Annotated in this window: 16 protein-coding genes; 4 read left to right on the top strand and 12 right to left on the bottom strand. The window is 71.2% G+C overall.

The genetic code is table 11. The annotated features are described in order from the left end of the window. Positions 1-57 precede the first annotated feature (57 nt). The 12 genes from N1032_RS18955 to N1032_RS18900 all read right to left on the bottom strand — a co-directional run bounded on the left by N1032_RS18955 (position 58) and on the right by N1032_RS18900 (position 15,107). On the bottom strand, positions 58-918 hold the full coding sequence (locus tag N1032_RS18955; protein WP_259541020.1) for an ornithine cyclodeaminase family protein: 861 nt from the start codon (positions 916-918) through the stop codon (positions 58-60). Then, entirely contained in the window at positions 918-2,405 is a 1,488-nt protein-coding gene (hydA, locus tag N1032_RS18950) for a dihydropyrimidinase (RefSeq protein WP_259541012.1), read from the bottom strand. The genes N1032_RS18955 and hydA overlap by 1 nt, the downstream gene beginning before the upstream one ends. Further along, the gene (locus tag N1032_RS18945; protein WP_259541004.1) at positions 2,402-3,235 is read right to left on the bottom strand and encodes an ATP-binding cassette domain-containing protein; all 834 of its coding nucleotides are present in this window, start codon (positions 3,233-3,235) and stop codon (positions 2,402-2,404) included. The genes hydA and N1032_RS18945 overlap by 4 nt, the downstream gene beginning before the upstream one ends. After that, positions 3,232-4,116 carry an ABC transporter ATP-binding protein gene (locus tag N1032_RS18940; RefSeq protein WP_259540995.1) on the bottom strand — a complete coding sequence of 295 codons (885 nt, stop codon included), beginning with the start codon at positions 4,114-4,116 and terminating at the stop codon, positions 3,232-3,234. The genes N1032_RS18945 and N1032_RS18940 overlap by 4 nt, the downstream gene beginning before the upstream one ends. Next, positions 4,113-5,003 carry an ABC transporter permease gene (locus N1032_RS18935; RefSeq protein ID WP_259540993.1) on the bottom strand — a complete coding sequence of 297 codons (891 nt, stop codon included), beginning with the start codon at positions 5,001-5,003 and terminating at the stop codon, positions 4,113-4,115. Before N1032_RS18935 ends, N1032_RS18940 begins: the two co-directional genes overlap by 4 nt. After that, a complete protein-coding gene (locus tag N1032_RS18930; protein ID WP_259540991.1) occupies positions 5,000-6,091 on the bottom strand; it encodes an ABC transporter permease in 1,092 nt (363 codons plus the stop codon). The genes N1032_RS18935 and N1032_RS18930 overlap by 4 nt, the downstream gene beginning before the upstream one ends. 80 nt (positions 6,092-6,171) lie before the next feature. Then, a complete protein-coding gene (locus N1032_RS18925) occupies positions 6,172-7,764 on the bottom strand; it encodes an ABC transporter substrate-binding protein (RefSeq protein ID WP_259540989.1) in 1,593 nt (530 codons plus the stop codon). 9 nt (positions 7,765-7,773) lie between these two features. Further along, complete coding sequence (locus tag N1032_RS18920) at positions 7,774-9,573, bottom strand: hydantoinase B/oxoprolinase family protein (protein ID WP_259540987.1); 1,800 nt, start codon at positions 9,571-9,573, stop codon at positions 7,774-7,776. After that, a complete protein-coding gene (locus tag N1032_RS18915; protein WP_259540985.1) occupies positions 9,570-11,669 on the bottom strand; it encodes a hydantoinase/oxoprolinase family protein in 2,100 nt (699 codons plus the stop codon). The genes N1032_RS18920 and N1032_RS18915 overlap by 4 nt, the downstream gene beginning before the upstream one ends. Continuing rightward, positions 11,666-12,973: an amidohydrolase family protein gene (locus N1032_RS18910; RefSeq protein ID WP_259540977.1), complete on the bottom strand. Its 1,308-nt coding sequence runs from the start codon at positions 12,971-12,973 to the stop codon at positions 11,666-11,668. The genes N1032_RS18915 and N1032_RS18910 overlap by 4 nt, the downstream gene beginning before the upstream one ends. Next, complete coding sequence (locus N1032_RS18905; protein WP_259540975.1) at positions 12,973-14,136, bottom strand: NAD(P)/FAD-dependent oxidoreductase; 1,164 nt, start codon at positions 14,134-14,136, stop codon at positions 12,973-12,975. The genes N1032_RS18910 and N1032_RS18905 overlap by 1 nt, the downstream gene beginning before the upstream one ends. Beyond that, on the bottom strand, positions 14,133-15,107 hold the full coding sequence (locus N1032_RS18900; RefSeq protein WP_259540972.1) for a dihydrodipicolinate synthase family protein: 975 nt from the start codon (positions 15,105-15,107) through the stop codon (positions 14,133-14,135). Before N1032_RS18900 ends, N1032_RS18905 begins: the two co-directional genes overlap by 4 nt. A gap of 259 nt (positions 15,108-15,366) precedes the next feature. Between N1032_RS18900 and N1032_RS18895 the strand changes: the two genes are divergently transcribed. The 4 genes from N1032_RS18895 (at position 15,367) to N1032_RS18880 (ending at position 19,827) form a co-directional block, all read left to right on the top strand. Then, the gene (locus tag N1032_RS18895; RefSeq protein ID WP_259540970.1) at positions 15,367-16,440 is read left to right on the top strand and encodes a LacI family DNA-binding transcriptional regulator; all 1,074 of its coding nucleotides are present in this window, start codon (positions 15,367-15,369) and stop codon (positions 16,438-16,440) included. Continuing rightward, positions 16,437-17,354 carry an aminodeoxychorismate lyase gene (locus N1032_RS18890; protein WP_259540968.1) on the top strand — a complete coding sequence of 306 codons (918 nt, stop codon included), beginning with the start codon at positions 16,437-16,439 and terminating at the stop codon, positions 17,352-17,354. The genes N1032_RS18895 and N1032_RS18890 overlap by 4 nt, the downstream gene beginning before the upstream one ends. Positions 17,355-17,492: 138 nt before the next feature. After that, positions 17,493-18,308, top strand: a complete 816-nt coding sequence (locus N1032_RS18885) for a FadR/GntR family transcriptional regulator (RefSeq protein WP_310795971.1) — start codon at positions 17,493-17,495, stop codon at positions 18,306-18,308. 109 nt (positions 18,309-18,417) lie between these two features. Continuing rightward, positions 18,418-19,827, top strand: coding sequence for an alpha-hydroxy acid oxidase (locus tag N1032_RS18880; RefSeq protein ID WP_259540966.1), 1,410 nt, complete (start codon positions 18,418-18,420; stop codon positions 19,825-19,827). Positions 19,828-19,852 lie beyond the last annotated feature (25 nt).

Here is a 19,852-nt window from a genome sequence, read left to right as displayed (position 1 = left end):
TGTGCCGTATGCCGCCCCGGCAGGGAAGCGCTCGTCCGGGGGCCAACCGCCCGCACGCTAGGTCGCGAGCACCCGCCGCACGATCGCGCCCGCGACCACGGTGTCCTGCCAGCTCATGCCCGTCGACGTGAACACGCGCGGCCGATTACTCGAGGGGATGCCGTCGCGCACGAGCTCGGCGAGGTTGCGGAGGCTCTGCGGGGCCACACCGGCCAGAATGAGATCGCCGGCCTCCTGCAGCGCCGAAGCGCGCGACTCCACCACGATCTGCGCGCGGCTGACGAGCGCGCCGTCGAGCTCCCGCTCGTTCGGCCGGTGCGAACCCACGGCCACGACCACCGCGTCGTCGCGCACAGCAGCGCCGTCGAAGAGCGGCTCGGCCGCCGTGGTGGAGCAGCAGATCAGGTCGGCCCGAGCGACCTCGGCGGCGACGGATGCCGCGGAGGCGCTTCGGCCGACCTGCACGATCTCGACCCCGCCGTACTGCTGCCGGATGGCCTCCGCGTGCGCGGCCCCCTGCGGGCCCGTGCCCATGATCAACGCCCGCTCCGGCGCACGCCGCACCAGCCGCCGGATGGCGACGAGCGAGACGGCGGGCGTGCGCACGAGGGTGAGGGCGGCGCCGTCGAGCACGGCCAGCGGTTCGAGAGTGCGGGTGTCGAACACCACGCACACCCCCTGCACCCGCGGCTCGCCGCCGATCGACAGCACCTTGACCGCCGAGTAGTCGGTCGTCGTGGCGGGCATGAGCAGCAGCTCGCCGCCTCGCCCGTGCGGCTCGTCGCCGACCGGCACCGACGTTCGCGCCACCTGGTTCTCGGGGTCGAGGCCGTCGCGCAGGGCGGTCTCGAGCGCGTCGGCCGCCTCGAGCACCGAGCAGGCGCCGGCCGTCTCGAGGGCGTCGACGAAGCGCAGCATCAGACGGCGGTGAGGTCGACCGCGTGCGCCGGCACGTGCCGGCCTCGGGGGGTGGCGTCGACCAGCTCGCCGTTCTCCACCACGACGGCGCCGCGCACGATCACGGTGACCGGGCGGCCCACGACGTCGAGCCCCTCGTAGGGCGTGTAGTCGGTGGCCATGTGCAACCCCTCGGTGGTGACGGTCCATGCCGCGGCGGCATCCCACAGCACGATGTCGGCGTCGGAGCCGGGCAGCAGCGTGCCCTTCTGAGGATAGATGCCGTTGACGCGCGCCGGGTTGGTGGCGGCGACCTCGACGAAGCGGCTCGGCGACAGGCCCTTCTTCGACACGTACTCGCTGAAGATCACCGGCAGGCGGGTCTCGACGCCCGGCAGCCCGTTGGGCATGATGCGCACGTCGTCGGGGTGCTCGAGTTTCTGCGCGGTGTCGTAGCAGCAGTGGTCGCTGCCGATGGTGGTGATCTCGCCGTTGAACAGGTAGCCGCCGAGCGCCTCGACGGTGGCCCGGTCGCGCAGCGGCGGACAGCAGACGAAACGCTCCGGGTGCTCGCCGAGGTAGTGGCTGTCGTCGAGCACGAGGTGGTGCGCCACCGATTCGGTGTAGGCCGAGAGTCCGCGACGGCGGGCGTCGGCCACGAGGTCGATGGCCTCGGGGGTCGACTGGTGCACGAAGTAGACCGGGGCGCCGAGGGTCTCGGCGATCGAGAGCACCTCGGCCACCGCCGCGGTCTCGGCGAGGTGGCTGCGCGTGGTGTGCATGTGACCGGCGTCGATCTCGCCCCGCTCGCTGGCCTTGCGCTGGTCTTCTTCGATGATGGGGTTCGACTCGCAGTGGATCACCACCATGCCGCCCTCGTCGTTCAGCACCTGCATCGTGCGCAGGATGGTGTCGGCGTCGGCCATCGACTCGCCGCGGTAGGTGGTGAACATCTTGACGGTCACGATGCCTTCGCCCACGAGCTGCCGCAGCTGGTCGGGAACGGTGTCGTCCCAGTCGACCACCGAGGCGTGCAGCGCGCTGTCGCACAGACCCTGATCGGCCTTCGCCCGCTGCGCGTGGGCGACGGCGAGCGGAGCCTGGCCGGGGCGCGGGATGGCGAAGTCGACGATGGTCGTCGTGCCGCCGAACACCGCGGCCGTGGTGCACTCGCGGTAGTCGTCGAGCGAGGTGAACTCGCCCGAGGTGAAGCCGACGTGGCAGTGCGGGTCGACCCCGCCGGGCATCACCAGCAGGCCGGTGGCGTCGATCACGCGCGCCCCCTCACCGCCCGCGGGCACGGCGGTGCCGGGAGCGACGACCGCCTGCACCACGCCGCCCGCCACGAACAGGTCGGCCGGGCCCTGCCACGTGGCCTCGACCACCGTGCCGCCGCGCACGACGAGGTCGATCGGGGCGGTCGGCGCGGGCGGTGAGGTCGATGCGGTCGGTGCGGCGGTTCCGGATGCCGCCTCGGCGGTGTCGGGCAGCGCGGGGTTCTGGCTCATGAGTTCACTCCTGGGGCGGTGACGGATCGGGAGGCGGCGAGCGCGGAGCGCCTCGCGCGCTCCCGCGCCGGATCGGGCACGGGCACGGCGTCGAGCAACGCGCGGGTGTAGGCATCCTGCGGGTGCTCGTAGACCTGGTCGCGCGAGCCGATCTCGACGATGCGGCCGCCGTTCATCACGGCGACGCGATCGCAGAGGTAGCGCACCACGGCCAGGTCGTGGGCGATGAACAGCAGGGCGAGGTCGAGCTTCTCGCGCAGGTCTCCGAGCAGGTTCAGCACCTGGGCCTGCACCGAGACGTCGAGCGACGACACCGGCTCGTCGCAGATCAGCACTCGCGGCCGCACGGCGATGGCCCGCGCGATGGCGATGCGCTGCCGCTGGCCCCCCGAGAACGATCGGGGGTAGCGGTCGAGGTGCGACGAGTCGAGCCCCACCGACTCGAGGGTCTCGACCACCCGGTCGCGCCGCTTCGCGGCATCGCGCTCGATGCCGTGCACGAGCAGGCCCTCGCCCACGAGCTCGCTCACGCGCATGCGCGGGTTGAGCGACGAGAACGGGTCCTGAAAGACGAACTGCAACTCGCGCCGGGCCGCCTGGAGCGTCGCGCGTGGCGCACCGACCAGCTCGGTGCCGTCGAGCACGACGGAGCCGGCATCCGGTTTGATCAGTCCGGCGACCAGTCGCGCGGTGGTCGACTTGCCCGAGCCCGACTCCCCGACCAGCCCGAGAGCCGAGCCGCGTTCGAGGGTGAACGACACGGAGTCGACGGCCGGCGCGTGCTGGCCCGCAAAGCGTTTGGTGACCTCGGTCACGGCGAGCAGGCTCATCGCGCGGCTCCGTTCTCGGCCGCCGGGGCAGCGGGTTCGTCGTCGACGGTCTCGAACGTGTCGACGTAATCGGCCACCGACGTCAGCCGCACCGACGGGTCGCTGTCCAGCCGCGGGATCGCCCCGAGCAGCCCCCGCGTGTAGGGATGCTTCGGCGCCGCGAACAGCTCGTCGACGGGCGCGCTCTCGACCACCTCGCCGTGCCGCATCACCACCACGTCGTCGGCGAACCCGGCCACGATGGCCAGGTCGTGGGTGATGAGCAGCACGCCCATACCGCGCTCGTCGGCCACCTCGTGCAGCAGCTCGAGCACCTGGGCCTGCACCTGCACGTCGAGCGCCGTGGTGGGCTCGTCGGCGATCAGCAGCGCGGGTTCGGCGATGATGGCGATGGCGATCACCACGCGCTGGCGCATGCCGCCCGAGAACTGGTGCGGGTAATCGTCGAACCGCGCCGCGGCGTTCACCACGCCCAGCCGGTCGAGCAGCGCGATGCCGCGCTCCCGTGCCTCCTTCTTCGACACGCCCCGGATGACGAGCGGCTGCATGATCTGCCAGCCGATGCGCATCACGGGGTTGAGCGAGGTGAGCGGATCTTGGAACACCAGCCCGGCACCCGACCCCCGGATGCCGCGCACGATCTTGGGGGCGGCGCCGACGAGTTCCTGCCCGCCCAGCCGGATGCTGCCGGCGATGGTCGCGTCGGGGTCGAGCTGCAGCACCGAACGCGCGGTCACCGACTTGCCCGAGCCCGACTCGCCCACCAGGGCGACCTTGCGCCCCTGCGGCACGACGAGGTCGACGCCGTGCACCACCTCGACGGGTTCGTCGACGCCCGGGTAGCTCACCCGCAGGCCCGAGATCTCGAGCAACGCGGTCATCGTGCGCCTCCGTCCCGCAGGGTCGGGTCCTGCCGCACGCGCAGCCAGTCGCCCGAGAGGTTGAAAGCGATGGCCGTGATGGCGATGGCGAGACCGGGGAACACGAGGGCCCACCATCCGTTCAGCACGTTGTCGGCCGCCGAGGCGATCATCGCACCCCACTCGGCCGACGGCACCTGCGCGCCGACGCCCACGAACGACAGGCCGCTGATCACGAGCATCACGGCGGCCACGTCGAGCGTGACCTGCACGTACATGGGGTCGAGCGAGTTCGGCAGGATGTGCTTGGTCACGAGCCGCCAGCGGCTGACGCCCAGGGCGACGGCCGACTCGACGAACTCGGCGTGGCGCGTCTCGCGCACGATGCTGCGCACCAGCCGCGCGTAGCCGGGCCACCAGGTGGCCGCGATCGCGACCACGGCCGACTGCAGGCCGGGGCCGAGGGCTACCGCGAAGCCGAGGGCCAGGATGATCGACGGCAGCGCCAGACCGATGTCGGTGATGCGCATCAGCACCTCGTCGACGACCCGGCCGCCGAGGGCGGCGACGGTGCCCACGATCACGCCGATCACCAGGGTGATGAGCAGCACGATGCCGGTGGCCGAGAGGGTGACCTGCGCGCCCACGAGCACGCGGCTCAGCACGTCGCGGCCGTTCACGTCGGTGCCGAACCAGTGTGCGGCGCTCGGCGGCTGGAGCGCCTGGGCGAGGTCGACGCGGTAGGGGTCGTAGGGCGCGATCCACGGGCCGATGATCGCGATCACGATGATGAGCACCACCACGACGAGGGCGATGCGCTCGGCGACGGGCACTCCGCGACGACGACGGCGGGGAGCGCGGCGCGGGGAGGAGGAGGGGCGCAGCCGCGCCGGGAGCAGGGCGGTCATCGAACTCCTCCCACGCTGCCGGCGGGCGTGAGCCCGGCCTGGGCGGCCACCGGGATGCCGGCCGCGGGGCGCCGGCGCACCCAGGCCGAGTCGCGCAGTCGAGGATTGATCCACAGCTGCAGCAGGTCGACCACGAAGTTGGTGACGATGAACACGATGCCGATGACGATGATCGATCCGATCACGGGGTAGATGTCGGTCTGCAGCACGGCGGTCACCATGTAGGCGCCGATGCCGGTGCGGTTGAAGGTCGATTCCACCAGCACCGTGGTGCCGAGCATCCAGCCCAACTGCATGCCGAGGATGGTCGACATCGGGATGAGGGCGTTGCGCAGACCGTGCCGCACGACCACGCGGAACTCGCTCGCACCGGTGGCGCGGGCGAGGGCGACGTAGTCGGAGTCGAGCGCGGTGATCATGCTCGACCGCACGGTGCGGGCGATGACCGCGATGAACGAGGCCGACAGGGTGATGGCCGGAAGGATGAGGTAGACCAGCGACGAGCCGAAGGCGGCGGGATCGCCGCTCAGCAGGGCGTCGATCGTGGTGGCGCCGGTGATGGTCGGCACGTCCATGCCGAAGCCGATCTGGCCGTACAGCGGCAGCCACTTGAGGGTGCCGGCGAAGAACAGCTGCAGCAGCAGGCCGAGCCAGAACACCGGCAGCGCGGCCCCGAGCAGGGCCAGCAGGCGGGCCGCGACATCCGCCGCCCGTCCGCGCCGATAGGCGGCGAACACGCCGAGCGGAACGGCGACGACGATGTTGATGATCATGGCCGCGGCCACGAGCTCGAGGCTCGACGGCAGCACGGCCGCGATGTCCTGCAGCACCGGCTGGTGCGTGAAGACCGAGGTGCCGAGATCGCCCTGGAAGACCCGGCCGATGAAGCGCCAGAACTGCTGGATGACCGGCTCGTCGAGACCGAGGGCCACGCGGGCCGCCTCGACCTGCTCGGCGGTGGCGTTGCGTCCGGCGGCGGCTCGGGCGGGGTCGCCGGGCAGGATCTGCACCATGACGAACGCCATGACGAGCAATCCGGCGAGCACGACGACGGCGAGCGCCAGGCGCTGCGCGAGGTAGCGGATCATGGGCTCGTCCTTCCTGTTCGGTGGTGCGGAAAAAGCGGGTGGTGCGGTGCGGGCCGGAGCCCGCACCGCACCGGGGTGTGTCAGTCGGCGAGGGTGATCGCGTAGACGTCGACGGTCTGGTGGTGCGAGGGCTGGTAGGTGAAGCCCTGCACCCGGTCGTTCATGATGGCGACGGTGTTCGAGTTCGCCATGTTGAGGCTCACGTCGTCGGCGACCACCAGCTTCTGCGCCTGCTGGTACATGTCGCAGGCGGCGGCCTGGTCGGTCTCGGTGCGGGCCGTCTCGACGAGGGTGTCGACCTCGGGGTTCGAGTAGGCGGCCCAGTTCTGGCCGCCGTCGATGAAGGTCGAGTCGTAGAGCTGGTACATCACGGCGCTCGCGTCGGGGTAGGGCGGGAAGGCGTAGATCATCTCGAGCTGCGAGCGGGTGTCGGCCGACGAGTTCAGCTCGGCGAACTGCGGGTAGGTGACCGCCTGCAGTTCGAGCGTGATGCCGATCTCGGCGAGGTTCGACTGCAGCAGCGCCGCGGCCTGCTCCATCTCGGCCGTGGCCTCGAGGTAGGTCATGGTCACCGTGGTTCCGGCGAGGCCGTTCTCGTCGACGATCTGCTTGGCGCGATCGAGGTCGAAGGTCGGCTGGCCGATGTCGTCGGTCGTGGAGCACTGCATGCCGGCGGGCAGCGGTCCGTTCACCGTGCTGCCCTCACCCTGCAGGATGGTGTCGACGTGCTGGTCGTAGTCGTAGGCGTACGAGATGGCCTCGCGCAGCGCCGGGTTCGACGTGGTGGGGTCGAGCATGTTGAAGAAGGTGTAGAGCACCACGTTGGTCGGCGAGGAGTCGGTCGCGAAGCCGTCGGTGTCGAATCCGGCCCGGTCGGCCGGAGCGATGTCCATGGCGATGTCGATGTCACCCGACTTGAGGGCGGCGGCCTGGGTCGACGCCTCGGTCAGGTAGCGGAACTCGATCGACTCGGCCTGGCCGTCGAAGCCGCCCCAGTAGTCGGCGTACTGGTCGAACGTCGCCGACTGGTTCGGGGTGTAGCCGGTGACCTCGTAGGGGCCGGAGCCCGCGTCGTTGGTCGCGAGCCACGACTGGCCGTCGTCGTCTCCGGCGTTCTTCTCGACCAGGGCCGAGTTGAGGATGTAGACGCGGCTGAGGCCAGCCAGGAACGGGGCATCCGGCTGGCTGAGCGTGATCTTGACGTGCGTGTCGTCGACGGCTTCGGATGACGCGTACGAGGTGAGCAGCGAGGCCACTCCGATGTTCAGGCTCTTGATGCGGTCGAGCGTGTAGACCACGTCGGCGGCGGTGAGCTTGGCGCCGTCGTGGAAGGTGACGTCGTCGCGCAGGGTGAGGTCGATGACCGTGCCCGAGTCGTCGACGGTCCACTCCGTCGCGAGCTCGGGAACGAGCTCGGCGTCGGCGTTGTAGTCGATGAGGGTGTCGTAGGCGGGGATGACGACCTCTTCGACGGTCGAGTTGTTCGCCTGGATGGGGTCGAAGCTGGCCGCCGGCTCGTTCTCGGCGATCACGAGGGTGGAGGCGCGGGCGGAGGTGTCGCCGCCGCCACCGGCACAGCCGGCGAGGAGTGCGGTGACACCCATCAGCGCGACTCCGGTGACGACGAGGCGCGCTCGTCTCCGGGTCAGGCCCGGGGCGTTCTGTGAGAGCATGTCGATTACCTATTCCTGTGAGTGGGATCGGGTGGTGCGGTCGGTGCGGTCGGTGGTCTCTGTCCACGTTCCGTCGGGGTGGATGTCGACGCCGTAGGTGTCGCGAGCGGATTCAGCGCTCACGTAGCCGTCGATGACGTCCTCGACGACAGCTCGGGGGTCTCGGTCGAGGGGGTCTCCATGACCCCCGCCACCGGCCGTCCTGTTCACGAAGCGCTCGCCGGCGGCCATGCTGGCGCGGTACATGCCGACGCGCTTGGCGCGGTCGGTGCCCGGCCAGATGACCATCTCGCTCGGCTCGGGCTCGTGCCCGCCCGCGAGAGCCCAGGGCTTCGTCTTGGTCTTCTTCTTCATCGAGAGCACCTCGCCGGGCTCCGTGTAGCGCACCTCGCGCAGCACGCCGACGCCGCCGCGGTAGCGGCCCGCTCCCGCGGAGTCCTGAATGAGCTCGAGCCGCTCGTGCAGCAGCGCCGCCTTGTGCTCGAGGATCTCGATGGGGGTGTTGCGCACCGTGGTCTGCGAGGCGTGCTGCTGGGCGTTGCCGCCGTCGTGGTCTTTGGTGGCACCCCATCCGATGCCCTCGTTGTTGCTCACCACGTAGTCGGCGTCGGTGCGGGAGTCGTGGCCGAGCGCCATGAAGCCGGGCTCGTCGCCGCCTCCGGATGCCGGGATGGCGTCGATCACCTGGGCCAGCGCCTTGTGCATGAGCTCGACGGCCACGATCGCACTCCACTGGGTGAAGGTGGCCGAGGGGTAGACCGCGTTGAAGATGCTGCCCTCCTCGGCGATGATCGTGAGCGGCCGGAAGTGGCCGGCGTTCGAGGGCTCGTCGGCGGTGGTGAGGCTCTTGAAGCTGGCCTTCACGATGCCCTCGGTCGACCCGATCGGCAGGTTGACCGGTCCGGGCACGGCCGGCGACGAGCCGGTGTAGTCGGCGGTGATGGAGTCGCCCTCGATGGTCACCCGGATGGTGATCTCGATGATGTCGTCGGTGATGTTGTCGTCGTCGATGTAGTCGGTCGCCGTCCAGCTGCCGTCGGGCAGCGCGGCGACGGCCTTGCGGGCCACGGCCTCGCCGTGCTCGATCACCTGGCGGATGGCCTGCTCGACGTTCTCGATGCCGAACTTCTGCCAGATCTGGTGCAGGCTGCGCTCGCCGACGCGCAGAGCGGCGAGCTGGGCGTGGAAGTCGCCGAGCGTCAGCTCGGGCAGACGGGAGTTGAAGCGGATGAGCTCGGTGATGTCGCGCACGATCTCGCCGCCCTTGACGATGCGGGTGCCCGGGAAGATGAGGCCCTCCTGGTGCATGTCGGTGGAGTCGAGCACGTAGCCCGGCGACTTCGCGCCGAGATCCATCCAGTGCGCCCGCACCGCGAGGAACGCGGCGGGGGTGTCGCGGCCGTCGACGAACACGGGCGCGAAGAGCATCGCGTCGTAGGCGTGGGCGCCGCTCCAGTAGGGGTAGTTGAGGATGAACACGTCACCCGGGCCCATGTTCTCGAGGCCGATGTATCTCGTGCCCTCCACGATGGCGCGGTCGTTGGCGCCGAGGAAGTGGGTGATGCCGCTGGCCTCGGCCATCAGCTCCTGGTCGGCGTTGAAGATCGAGATGCCGAAGTCGAGCACGTCGTAGATCACCGGGTTGAAAGCGCTGCGCACGAGGGTGCGGCGCATCTGCTCGGCCGCCGAGACGACGTAGTTGCGGATGACCTCGACGGTCGCGCCGTCGAGCCGCTCGGGGGCGGTGGCGGTGGGAGCCGGAGCCGTCGCGGTGGGGGCCGTGGCGGTGGGGTTCGGGCTGGTGCTCACAGGGCGCCTCCGGAGGGGACGGTCGTGGTGGGGGTGGCGGCGGTCTGCGTGATGGCGAGGTGCCCGTAGTCGTCGACGACGAGCACCTGGTCGCCGAAGAACACGGTGGTCGACGTGCCCTCCTCGACGATCGCGGGGCCGGGGATGCGGTGGCCGGCGAGCAGGCCGGCCCGGTCGAACACGCGGAACTCCGCCCAGTCGTCGGTGGCCATGTCGAACGCGCGGCGGGTGCCGATGGCGACCGGAGCGGAGCCGGCATCCGGAACCGCGTCGATGCGCACGAGCGGCGGCTTCGGCTGCACGCCCACCGCTTTCAGCCGCAGGCTGAGGATCTGACCGGGCTCGTCCATGGCGTGGCCGTGGCGCACCGCGTGCAGGTCGTTGAAGGCGGCGAGCACGTCGGCGGCGGTGTCGCCCGAACGGAACTCCACCGGCAGCGAGTGCTCCTGGCCGCGGTAGCGCACGTCGAGGGTGCGCACGTAGTCGCGGGCGTCTTCGGCCACCTCCTGCTGGTCGAGCACCGCGACGGCTCGCGCCTCGAGCTCGACGAACTGGTCTTCGAGGCCGTCGAGCACGTCGTCGTCGAGCGGCTTCAGCGCGGTGGCGGCGAACTCGAACTCGAGGTCGCTCATCAGCATGCCGAAGGCCGAGAACGCGGCGGGCACGCGAGGCACCAGCGTGGTCTTGATGCCCATCTCGCGCGAGAGCATCGGTGCCAGCAACGGGCCGGCGCCACCGAACGCGAGCAGGGTGAACTCGCGCGGGTCGAGCCCGCGCTCGATCGTGATCTCGCGCAGGGCACCCACGGTTCGGGCCACCAGGATGCGCAGGATGCTGGCCGCCGCCGTGGTCTCGTCGAGACCCAGCGACTCGGCCACCTTCACGGCGATGGCGGCGCGCGCGGCGTCGGCCGACACGGCCATCTGCCCGCCGAGGAACGCGGCCGGGTCGAGGAAGCCGAGTGCGAAGGCCGCGTCGGTGACCGTCGGCTCGGTGCCGCCGTTCTGGTAGGCCACCGGCCCGGGCACGGCGCCGGCGCTTCGCGGGCCCACCTTGAGCAGGCCTTCGTCCATCCAGGCGATCGAGCCGCCGCCGGCACCGATGGTGCGGATGTCGAAGATCGGCAGAAGCAGCGGCAGCCCGTCGATCTCGGCCTCGTGCACCTCGCTCGGCTGGCCGTCGACGACGACGCAGGAGTCGACGCTCGTGCCGCCCACGTCGAACGAGAGCATGTTCGCCACGCCCAGTTCGCGGGCGAGGAAGGTGGTGCCCACCACGCCGCCGGCCGGGCCCGAGAGCACGGTCATCAGGGGAGCCTGCTTGGCCACGGCCGCGCTCATGGCGCCACCGCCCGAGCGCATGATGTGCAGCGGCGTCGTGAGACCGCCGTCGGCGAGCTTGCCCTCGAGGGAGCCGATGTAGTCGTTCAGCACCGGGCGGATGTAGGCGTCGAGGGTCACCGTGCTGGTGCGCTCGTATTCGCGGTACTCGCGGGTGAGGTCGCTCGAGATCGAGACGGCGACGCCGGGGAACGCCTCGCGCAGCAGCTCGCCGGCCCGGCGTTCGTGCGACGGATCGGCGTAGGAGTGCAGAAAGCAGACGGCGATCGAGGTGAGTCCGTGCTCCTCGACCAGCACGCGGCCGGCCTCGACCACCGCCGCCTCGTCGAGGGGGGTGACCTCGTCGCCCTGGGCGTCGAGCCGGCCGGGCACGCCGAGGCGGTGCCGGCGCGGAACGAGCGGCGCGGGGCGCTGGTAGCTGAAGTTGTACATCTGCGACGACGGGATGGCGGCGCGAGCGATCTCGAGCAGGTCGCTGAAGCCCTCGTTGGTGATGATGCCGACCGTGGCGCCGTTGCGCTGCAGGATGGCGTTGAGGCCGAGCGTCGTGCCGTGGGCGAACGACTCGATGTCGGCGATGTCGGAGCCGACCGAGTCGAGCAGGCCCTCGATGCCGCCGAGCACACCGCGGGCGGGCTCCTCGGGTGTGGTCGAGACCTTGTAGACCGAGATCTCGCCGTTCACGGTGTCGTAGGAGATGGCGTCGACGAAGGTGCCGCCGATGTCGACGGCCACCTTGAGTCGGGGGGCGTTCACAGGTGTCCTCCGGTGGTGGTGCGGGGTGCGGGAATGCTGAGGTCGGTGCGCACGATGCGCCCTTCCTGAATGACGGTGCCGATCGTGCGCAGGGCCGACACGGTCGAGGTGGGGTCGTCGTCGAGCACGATCAGGTCGGCCGCGAGGCCTTCGGCGACCGAGCCGATGCGGTCTTCGGCCCGCAGGAGGCGCGCGGCCTCCCAGGTTCCGGCGCGCAGGGCGGCGCCGACGGGCAGGCCCGCCTGCTCGAGGTACTCCATCTCCTTCACGGCGCACGAGGTTCCGTCGTGGGGCTCGCCCGGCAGGTAGTCGGTGCCGGCGACGATGCGGATGCCGTCGTCGTCGAGCTGGTCGGCCGTGGTGATGGCCCGCGAGAAGGCGCGCTGGATGCTCGCCAGGTGCTTCGGATGCACCTTCTGGGCCAGGGCGATCTGCCACTCGGTGAAGCCGTGGTCGCGCATCCACACCGGGCTCGACGTCACCGACAGCGTCGGCGTGAGGTAGGAGCGGTGCGCCGCCATCATGTCGACGGTCTCGTCGTCGAGGTCGTAGCCGTGCTCGAAGGCGTTGATGCCGACCGAGATGGCCTCGCGGATCGCCTCGCCGCCACCGGCGTGGGCCACGACGTAGGTGTCCTGCTCCTTGGTGGCCCGCACCACGGCGCGCATCTCGTCGGTGGTCATCTGGGCGCCGTTGAACGACTCGTCGGCGTGGGCGATGCCGCCGGTGATGAACACCTTGATGTGGTCGGCGCCGGCCTCGAGCTCGCTGCGCGCGGCCTTGAGGAATCCGTCGTGCCCGTCGGCGTAGACACAGGCCATGCCCTTGCCGTGGCCGCCCGTGATGCCGATGGCGCGGCCCGAGGCGAAGATGCGCGGGGCTTCGAGCCATCCGGCGGCCACGCCTTTGCGGATCTCGATGTCGGCCTGGTTCTGCTCGTCGAGCGTGCGCACGGTCGTGACCCCGGCGTGCAGGGCGTCGCGGGCGCGGCTCGCGCCGCGCAGCACGCTCTGGGCCGAGGTCTCGTGGATGTCGGTCTCGTCGAACGGGTAGACGATCGTGAGGTGCGTGTGCACCGAGATGAGGCCCGGGGCGAGGTAGCGGCCGCCGAGGTCGACGGTGGCCGCGCCATCCGGAGCCGCGTCGGCGGTGATGGTGCGGATGACCCCGTCGGCGATCTCGACGTTGACGTCGCGGCGCACGGTGGTGCCGATCACGTCGACCACGTGCCCGTTCACGAGCCAGAGCGGCGCGTCGCTGCCGGCCATGCCGGGCGTCGGGTCGGGGAGGTTGGTGTTGCGCATCAGACGGTCACTTCCTCGCTCGCCGCAGCGAGCAGTCGGGCCGGGCCGAGATCGGCGACGTCGTGCGCCGGAGTCGTTCCCTGGATCAGATCGGCCATGGTCTCGGCCCACAGCGGGGCGAAGGTGAAGGAGTAGGTGCCGCCTTCGACGAAGAGGCCGGGCAGCCCCGGAACCTCGCCGATGACGGGCATCTCGTCGGGGGTGGCGGCGAGCGGGCCGGTCCAGGCCCGCGCGAGCTTCAGCGTCGCGACATCCGGAACCACCCGCACGGCGTCGGCGAGGTTGCCGGCCACCGAGGCGTCGAGCACGGGGGTCGTGCCACCCAGGTGGAGGTCGCCCGCCGGCCAGCCGCCGCCGATCACGACGCTGCCCGAGAGCACCTGCTTGACCGACAGGCCGATGCCGATGTGCTGCACGAGGTGCGGCAGGAACCGCGGCGCCCGCACGGTCTCGAGCATCTGGATCGCGAGCGGCGCCATCCGCAGCCGAGCTCCGGCGAGGGCGGCGACGCTCTGGATCCAGGGCCCGGCCGCATTCACGACCGCGCCGGCCGAGAAGGTGCCGACGGTGCTCTCGACCCGCCAGCCGGCGCCGCTCGGCGCGAGCGCGGTGACGGGCGAGTTCGTGTAGACGCGGGCGCCCTTCGCCTTCGCGCCGGCCACGAAGCCGGGGGTGGCGAGCAGCGAGTTGGCGTAGCCGTCCCACGGGCACCAGGTCGCTCCGAGCACCGAGTCGCCGAGCTGGGGCATGGCCGCGCGGGCCGCGTCGCCGTCGAGCACCTCGGTGGGGATGCCGGCCTCGTGCTCCCAGACCGCCTTGCGGTGGAGCTCGGCCAGGTCGTCGTCGGTCTCGGCCACGGTGAAGCCGCCCGAGCGCACGATCTGCACGTCGCGGCCGAGCCGCTCGGCCACGGTGTTCCAGCGGTCACTCGTGGCACGCTGCAGCGGAACGAGCCGCGCGTTGTCGACGGCGACGGCCTGCCCGGGACGGCGGGAGTGGATGGCCTGGATGTGCAGGTTGCCCGCCGTGGTGCCCGAGCCCTGCCGGCCGGGCAGGGTGCGCTCGAGCAGCACCGTCGAGAGTCCGCGGCCGGCGAGCTCGAAGGCCGTGGCGGCCCCGAGCACACCGCCGCCGATCACGACGACATCGGCGGTTCCGTTCACCAGGAGCCCCGCTCGGCGATGACGGATGCCTCGCGGTCGGCGCTCACGGGCAGCTCGGCCTCGCGCAGGATCGCGGCGATCGCGGCGATGGCGGCCGGGTCGGTGAGCTCGATCAGGGGCGCCCGCAGGCGGCCGGCCGGCTGGTCGAGCAGGTGCATGGCCACCTTGAGCTGGGCGATGGGGGAGGCGAAGACGCCGCTGTAGTCGGGGGCGACCAGGCGGCCGCTGATGGCCTGGTACTTGTCGACCCAGAAGCGGGCGAGGTCGAGGTCGCCGGCCTGGGCGGCCTCGTAGAACGGCACGCCGTAGGGCGCGCCGACGCCGCCGCCGTCGATCGCGCCGTCGCCGCCGAGACCGGCCATGATGGCGAGGCCCTTGCGGTGGCTGAACGACCCGAACACGCGCACCTGATCGGCCACGGCCTGGGTGGTGGCGACCATGGCGTTCCAATCGCCGGTGGAGTCCTTGATGGCGGCCACCTGCGGCAGGTCGGCGAGCGCCTGCATGAGGCCGGGGGTCTGCGCGAGGTCGACCGACACGCCGCGCGGCCAGTTGTAGACCATGAACGGCAGCGCGGTGGCCGAGCTCACCTCGGCGTAGAAGGCCAGCGACTCGGCGGGCGAGGGGTGCACGTAAGGAGGAACGGTCGCGAGCACCCCGTCGGCCCCGGCCCGCTCGGCGTGACGGGCGAGATCGGATGCCTCGGCGGCGGTGGTGGCGGTGACGCCCACCACGACCGGGGTGCGGCCGGCGACGGCCGCCACGGTGACCTCGGCCACGCGGCGGCGCTCGTCGGGCGACTGACTGAACCACTCGCCGGTGGAGCCGTTCACGAGCACGCCGTGCACGCCCTGGCTCACGTAGAGCTCCATCAGTGCGGTGAGCGCGAGCTCGTCGACCGAGCCGTCGGCGGCATACGGGGTCGAAGCGGCGGGCCAGTATCCGGCCCAGTCGACATCGTGGCGATTCATGTGGTTCCTCGTCGTTTCTGCCGGCGCGGTGCTACCGGTTGCATCAGTTTGCGCATTGCGTGCCGCGTTCGCGAGCCGGAAACCGTCTTTTTACGCAGCGAAACAAGGCCGAAACCCGGGCGCAAACTCACCGCGCCCGCAAAACCCCTGGTCAATGCGGGGTTGGCCGGCGAGGCTTTTGTGCAACCCGTCGTGCAACCGTTTGCATGGGTTTGTCGCGCCGTAGGATCGACGACACACCCCCCTCGAGAGGAGCCGCATGTCGGTCACCCTGCGCACCGTCGCCGAGCGTGCGAACGTGTCGCTGAGCACGGCCTCCCGGGCGCTCAGCGGCTCTCCCCTCATCTCGGAGGGCACCCGCGCCGTCGTCGATCAAGCGGCCAGCGACCTGGGCTACCGCCCCAATCGGGCGGCGAGCGCCCTGCGGTCGAAGCGCTCCCACCTCATCGGTCTCGTGCTCAACAACCTGGTGAACCAGTCGTTCCACACCATCGCCGACGTCATCCAGCGGAGGCTGCGCAGCGAGGGCTACCAGCTCATCCTGTCGACGACGGATGCCGACCCCCGCACCGAGGAGAGCCTGCTGCTCACCCTGGCCGACCACGGGGTCGACGGGGTGATCATCATCGGCAGCGGCCAGAGCGCCGCCACCACGAACGACTTCCTGCACCGGGGCATGGCCGTGGTGAACGTCATCCGGTCGTCGCACGACTCCCTCGCCCCCACCGTGCTCGCGGCCGACCGCGACGGCGCCTACGAGGCCACCGAGCACCTGGCGAGCCTCGGCCACCGGCGCATCGGCTACATCGGCGGCATCGAGAGCGCCGACTCCGGCCGTGCGCGGCACTCGGGCTACGAAGACGCCCTCGCCCGCCACGGCATCCCCTACGACGAGAGCCTCGTGCTGCGCGGCCCGTTCACGCAGGACTTCGGCGCCCTCGCGGCCACCGAGCTGCTCGCCCGGTCGACCGGCATGACGGCGCTGTTCGCCGCGAACCACGAAGCGGTGTTCGGCATCCTGCCCGTGCTCATGCAGCACGGCATGCGCATTCCCGACCAGCTCTCGCTGGTGTGCTTCGAAGACATGCCACTGCTGCAGATGTGGCATCCGGCGGTCACCGTGATCGACAACGGGGCGACCCAGCTCGCCGAGCTCTCGGTCGACCTGCTGCTCAGCCAGATCCGCGCCATCGTGAGCGAGGGCGTCACACCCGAGCGCCTGCGCCGGCTCACCCGCACCTACCGGGTGGGGTCGCAGCTCGTGGCGCGCGCCTCCACCGCTCCCCCCGCCCCCGCATTCGCCGTGTCATCGCCCCGGAAGGCCCGCTCGTGAGCTCACCCGCATCCACTTCTCCCGCACCGGTCACGCCGGTGGTCATCACGATCGCGCGGCCAAGCCTCGAGTCGCCGCCCGGCGACGAGCCGCTGCTGCGGGTGCATCCGTTCGATGAGCCCGTCGTCGACGCCATGAACCTCGGCATCACGCGCGGCGACGGCATCTTCGAGACGGTCGGCATCGTGCGCGGGGCCGTGCACGGGGTCGACGACCACCTGCAGCGGTTCGCCCGGTCGGCGCGCATCCTCGAACTGCCCGAGCCCGACCTCGAGGCCTACCGCGCGGCCGTCGAGCTCGGCATCGAGCACCTCGGCGACGTCGACGACGCCTACTGCAAATACGTCTACACCCGCGGCATCGAGAGCCGCTCCTGGAACCCCACCGGCTACGCCTTCCTCGACGCCAACCCCGACTGGACCAAGGAGCGCACGACCGGCATCGCCGTGGTCACGCTCACCCGCGGCTACGCCCTCGACGTGGCACAGACCGCGCCGTGGCTGCTGCAGGGGGCGAAGACCTTGTCCTACGGTGTGAACCGCGCGGTGCTGCGCGAGGCCGCCCGCCGGGGAGCCGACGACGTGGTGTTCACCACCAGCGACGGCTATGCGCTCGAGGGGCCAACCTCGACGCTCGTGCTGCGCTACGGCGACCACATCGTGACGCCGTCGCCCGAACACGGCGTGCTGCTCGGCACCGCTCAGCTCGGCGCGTTCGCCTTCTTCGAGTCGCGGGGGTTCAGCACCGAATACCGCGACGTGCGGGCCGACGAGCTCGCCGACGCCGAGCAGCTGTGGCTGACCAACAGCCAGCGGCTCGCCGCGCCCATCCACCGCCTCGACGGGCGCGACCTGCCGATCGACGCGGAGCTGACCGCGGCGCTCAACGACTCGCTGCGCCGGCGCCGCAGCTGACCGGCGGGCCTCCCCGCCGATCTGCTACTGTGGTCGGACCACATGGTCTGACCACAGGTTCGGGCCGCGGGGTCTGATCCCAGGGTCGGGCCACAGGGTCTGGCCGAGGTCGGGCCGCAGGCGTCGAGGAGGACACGAGTGAGCGAAGCATCCGTCGCCACCCTCGCCGCGCCCGTCGACAGCGGTCGCGCCTGGGAAGTGGTGCTGCGCCGCATCGAGGCCGATCTGGTAAGCGGCGTGCTGCGCCCCGGCGATCACCTGCCCGGCGAGCGCGCTCTCGCGGCCGAGCTGGGCGTCGGCCGGTCGTCGGTGCGTGAGGCGTTGCGGGCGCTCGAGGTGCTCGGGCTCATCCGCACCCAGTCGGGCTCGGGGCCGCAGTCGGGCGCCATCATCGTGGCCCGGCCCTCGGGCGGAATGGCCGTGCTCGTGCGACTGCAGGTGGCCGCGCACGGCTTCGCCGTGACCGACGTCGTGAAGACCCGACAGGTGCTCGAGTCGGCCGTGGTGGCCGAGCTCGCCACGAGCGCCTCGCCCGACCTCTCGGCCGCGATCGAGTTGCTCGACGCCATGGACGCGCCCCCTGCCGCCGGCTCGGATGCCGCCCTGGATCGCGCCCCGGATGCCGCCGCCCTCAGCCGCGACGAGTTCCTCACCCTCGACCAGGCGTTCCATCTCGCTCTAGCGGTGGCCTCGGGCAATGAGGTGATCGCCTCGGTGATGGGCGGCCTGCGCGACTCGGTCGAGCACTACGTGCGCGTCGGCGCGGAGTCGCTGCCGTCGTGGGCGGCCATGGCCGACCGGCTGCGCGCCGAGCACCGCGCCATCGTGGCGGCGATCGAGGCGCGCGATGCCGACCTCGCCCGCACGCGCATCCACGAGCACATCGACCGCTACCACGCCGAGACGATCGCGGCGTTCGCGCCCATCGCGCCGTCGGCGGCGCCGCCCGACTGACCCGACACTCCACCGACCGCGACCACCCCACCCCGACCACCCGCCCCGCCTCCACGCCAGACCCCACCACCAGCACCCCGACCGATCACGACCAACGCGAAGGAACACCATGGTTCAGCGCCGCATCCCCAAGATCAAAGACCTCGCCCCGCTCATGCGGTTCAAGGCCCCCGAGCTCAACGCCAAGAAGCGGCGGCTCGACTCGGCGCTCACCATCTACGACCTGCGCGACATCGCCCAGCGCCGCACCCCGAAGGCCGCCTTCGACTACACCGAGGGAGCCGCCGAGGCCGAGATCAGCCTGACCCGGGCCCGCCAGGCGTTCGAGGACATCCAGTTCAACCCGTCGATCCTGCGCGACGTGTCGACCGTGAACACCGGCTGGGACGTTCTCGGCGCCCCGGTCGCGCTGCCCTTCGGCATCGCACCCACCGGGTTCACCCGCATGATGCAGACCGAGGGCGAGATCGCCGGTGCGGGCGCGGCGGGGGCGGCCGGCATCCCGTTCTCGCTGTCGACCATGGGCACCACGGCCATCGAAGACGTCAAGGCGGCGAACCCCGACGGCCGCAACTGGTTCCAGCTCTACATGTGGAAAGACCGGCCCCGGTCGATGGCCCTGGTCGAGCGTGCCGCCGCCGCCGGCTTCGACACCCTGCTCGTGACGGTCGACGTGCCGGTCGCCGGTGCCCGCCTGCGCGACAAGCGCAACGGCTTCTCGATCCCGCCGCAGCTCACCGCCGGCACCGTCATCAACGCGATTCCGCGGCCGGAGTGGTGGATCAACTTCCTCACCACCGAGCCCCTCGCCTTCGCCTCGCTCGACCGCTGGTCGGGCACCGTGGGCGAGCTGCTCGACTCGATGTTCGACCCCACCGTCACGTTCGAAGACCTCGAGTGGATCAAGGCGCAGTGGCCCGGCAAGGTCGTGGTGAAGGGCGTGCAGAACATCGCCGACGCCCGCAAGCTCGCCGACCTCGGCGTCGACGGCATCACCCTCTCGAACCACGGCGGGCGCCAGCTCGACCGCGCGCCCATCCCCTTCCACCTGCTTCCGGATGTCGCCCGCGAACTGGGCTCGGAGATGGAGATCCACCTCGACACGGGCATCATGTCGGGTGCCGACATCGTGGCGTCGGTCGCGCTCGGGGCACGCTTCACACTCGTCGGCCGCGCCTACCTCTACGGCCTCATGGCGGGCGGGCGCGAGGGCGTCGACCGCATGATCCAGATCCTCGGCGACCAGGTGTCGCGCACGATGCGGCTGCTCGGCGTCAACTCGCTCGAAGAGCTCAACCCGTCGCACGTCACCCAGCTCGAGCGGCTGATCCCCCGTGTGGTCGCTCCCGCGGCCGTGGCGGCAGCCGAGGCCGTGCCCGCCCGCCGCAGCCCGGCCCGCAAGCCCGCGACCGCGGCCTCCGGCGCCTCCACCGTGAAGCCGGCCACCGCGGCCGCGACGGCGGCCAAGGCGGCCAAACCCGTCACCAAGCGCGAGGCGGCGACCGCCGCCGACGCCTGAACCCCGCCGCCGACCCGGCGGCCAA

The sequence above is a fragment of the Herbiconiux daphne genome (genome assembly GCF_024979295.1).
GTDB lineage: Bacteria > Actinomycetota > Actinomycetes > Actinomycetales > Microbacteriaceae > Herbiconiux > Herbiconiux daphnes.
Note: the sequence above shows the minus strand (reverse complement) of the source record. Positions and strands in the feature narration are given on the sequence as shown.

What these genes read in the sequence shown, in the direction of transcription:
- N1032_RS18955 (WP_259541020.1), bottom strand. Translation starts at nt 918, where the DNA reads ATGCTGCGCTTCGTCGACGCCCTCGAGACGGCCGGCGCCTGCTCGGTG.
- hydA (WP_259541012.1), bottom strand. Translation starts at nt 2,405, where the DNA reads ATGAGCCAGAACCCCGCGCTGCCCGACACCGCCGAGGCGGCATCCGGA.
- N1032_RS18945 (WP_259541004.1), bottom strand. Translation starts at nt 3,235, where the DNA reads ATGAGCCTGCTCGCCGTGACCGAGGTCACCAAACGCTTTGCGGGCCAG.
- N1032_RS18940 (WP_259540995.1), bottom strand. Translation starts at nt 4,116, where the DNA reads ATGACCGCGTTGCTCGAGATCTCGGGCCTGCGGGTGAGCTACCCGGGC.
- N1032_RS18935 (WP_259540993.1), bottom strand. Translation starts at nt 5,003, where the DNA reads ATGACCGCCCTGCTCCCGGCGCGGCTGCGCCCCTCCTCCTCCCCGCGC.
- N1032_RS18930 (WP_259540991.1), bottom strand. Translation starts at nt 6,091, where the DNA reads ATGATCCGCTACCTCGCGCAGCGCCTGGCGCTCGCCGTCGTCGTGCTC.
- N1032_RS18925 (WP_259540989.1), bottom strand. Translation starts at nt 7,764, where the DNA reads ATGCTCTCACAGAACGCCCCGGGCCTGACCCGGAGACGAGCGCGCCTC.
- N1032_RS18910 (WP_259540977.1), bottom strand. Translation starts at nt 12,973, where the DNA reads ATGCGCAACACCAACCTCCCCGACCCGACGCCCGGCATGGCCGGCAGC.
- N1032_RS18900 (WP_259540972.1), bottom strand. Translation starts at nt 15,107, where the DNA reads ATGAATCGCCACGATGTCGACTGGGCCGGATACTGGCCCGCCGCTTCG.
- N1032_RS18895 (WP_259540970.1), top strand. Translation starts at nt 15,367, where the DNA reads ATGTCGGTCACCCTGCGCACCGTCGCCGAGCGTGCGAACGTGTCGCTG.
- N1032_RS18880 (WP_259540966.1), top strand. Translation starts at nt 18,418, where the DNA reads ATGGTTCAGCGCCGCATCCCCAAGATCAAAGACCTCGCCCCGCTCATG.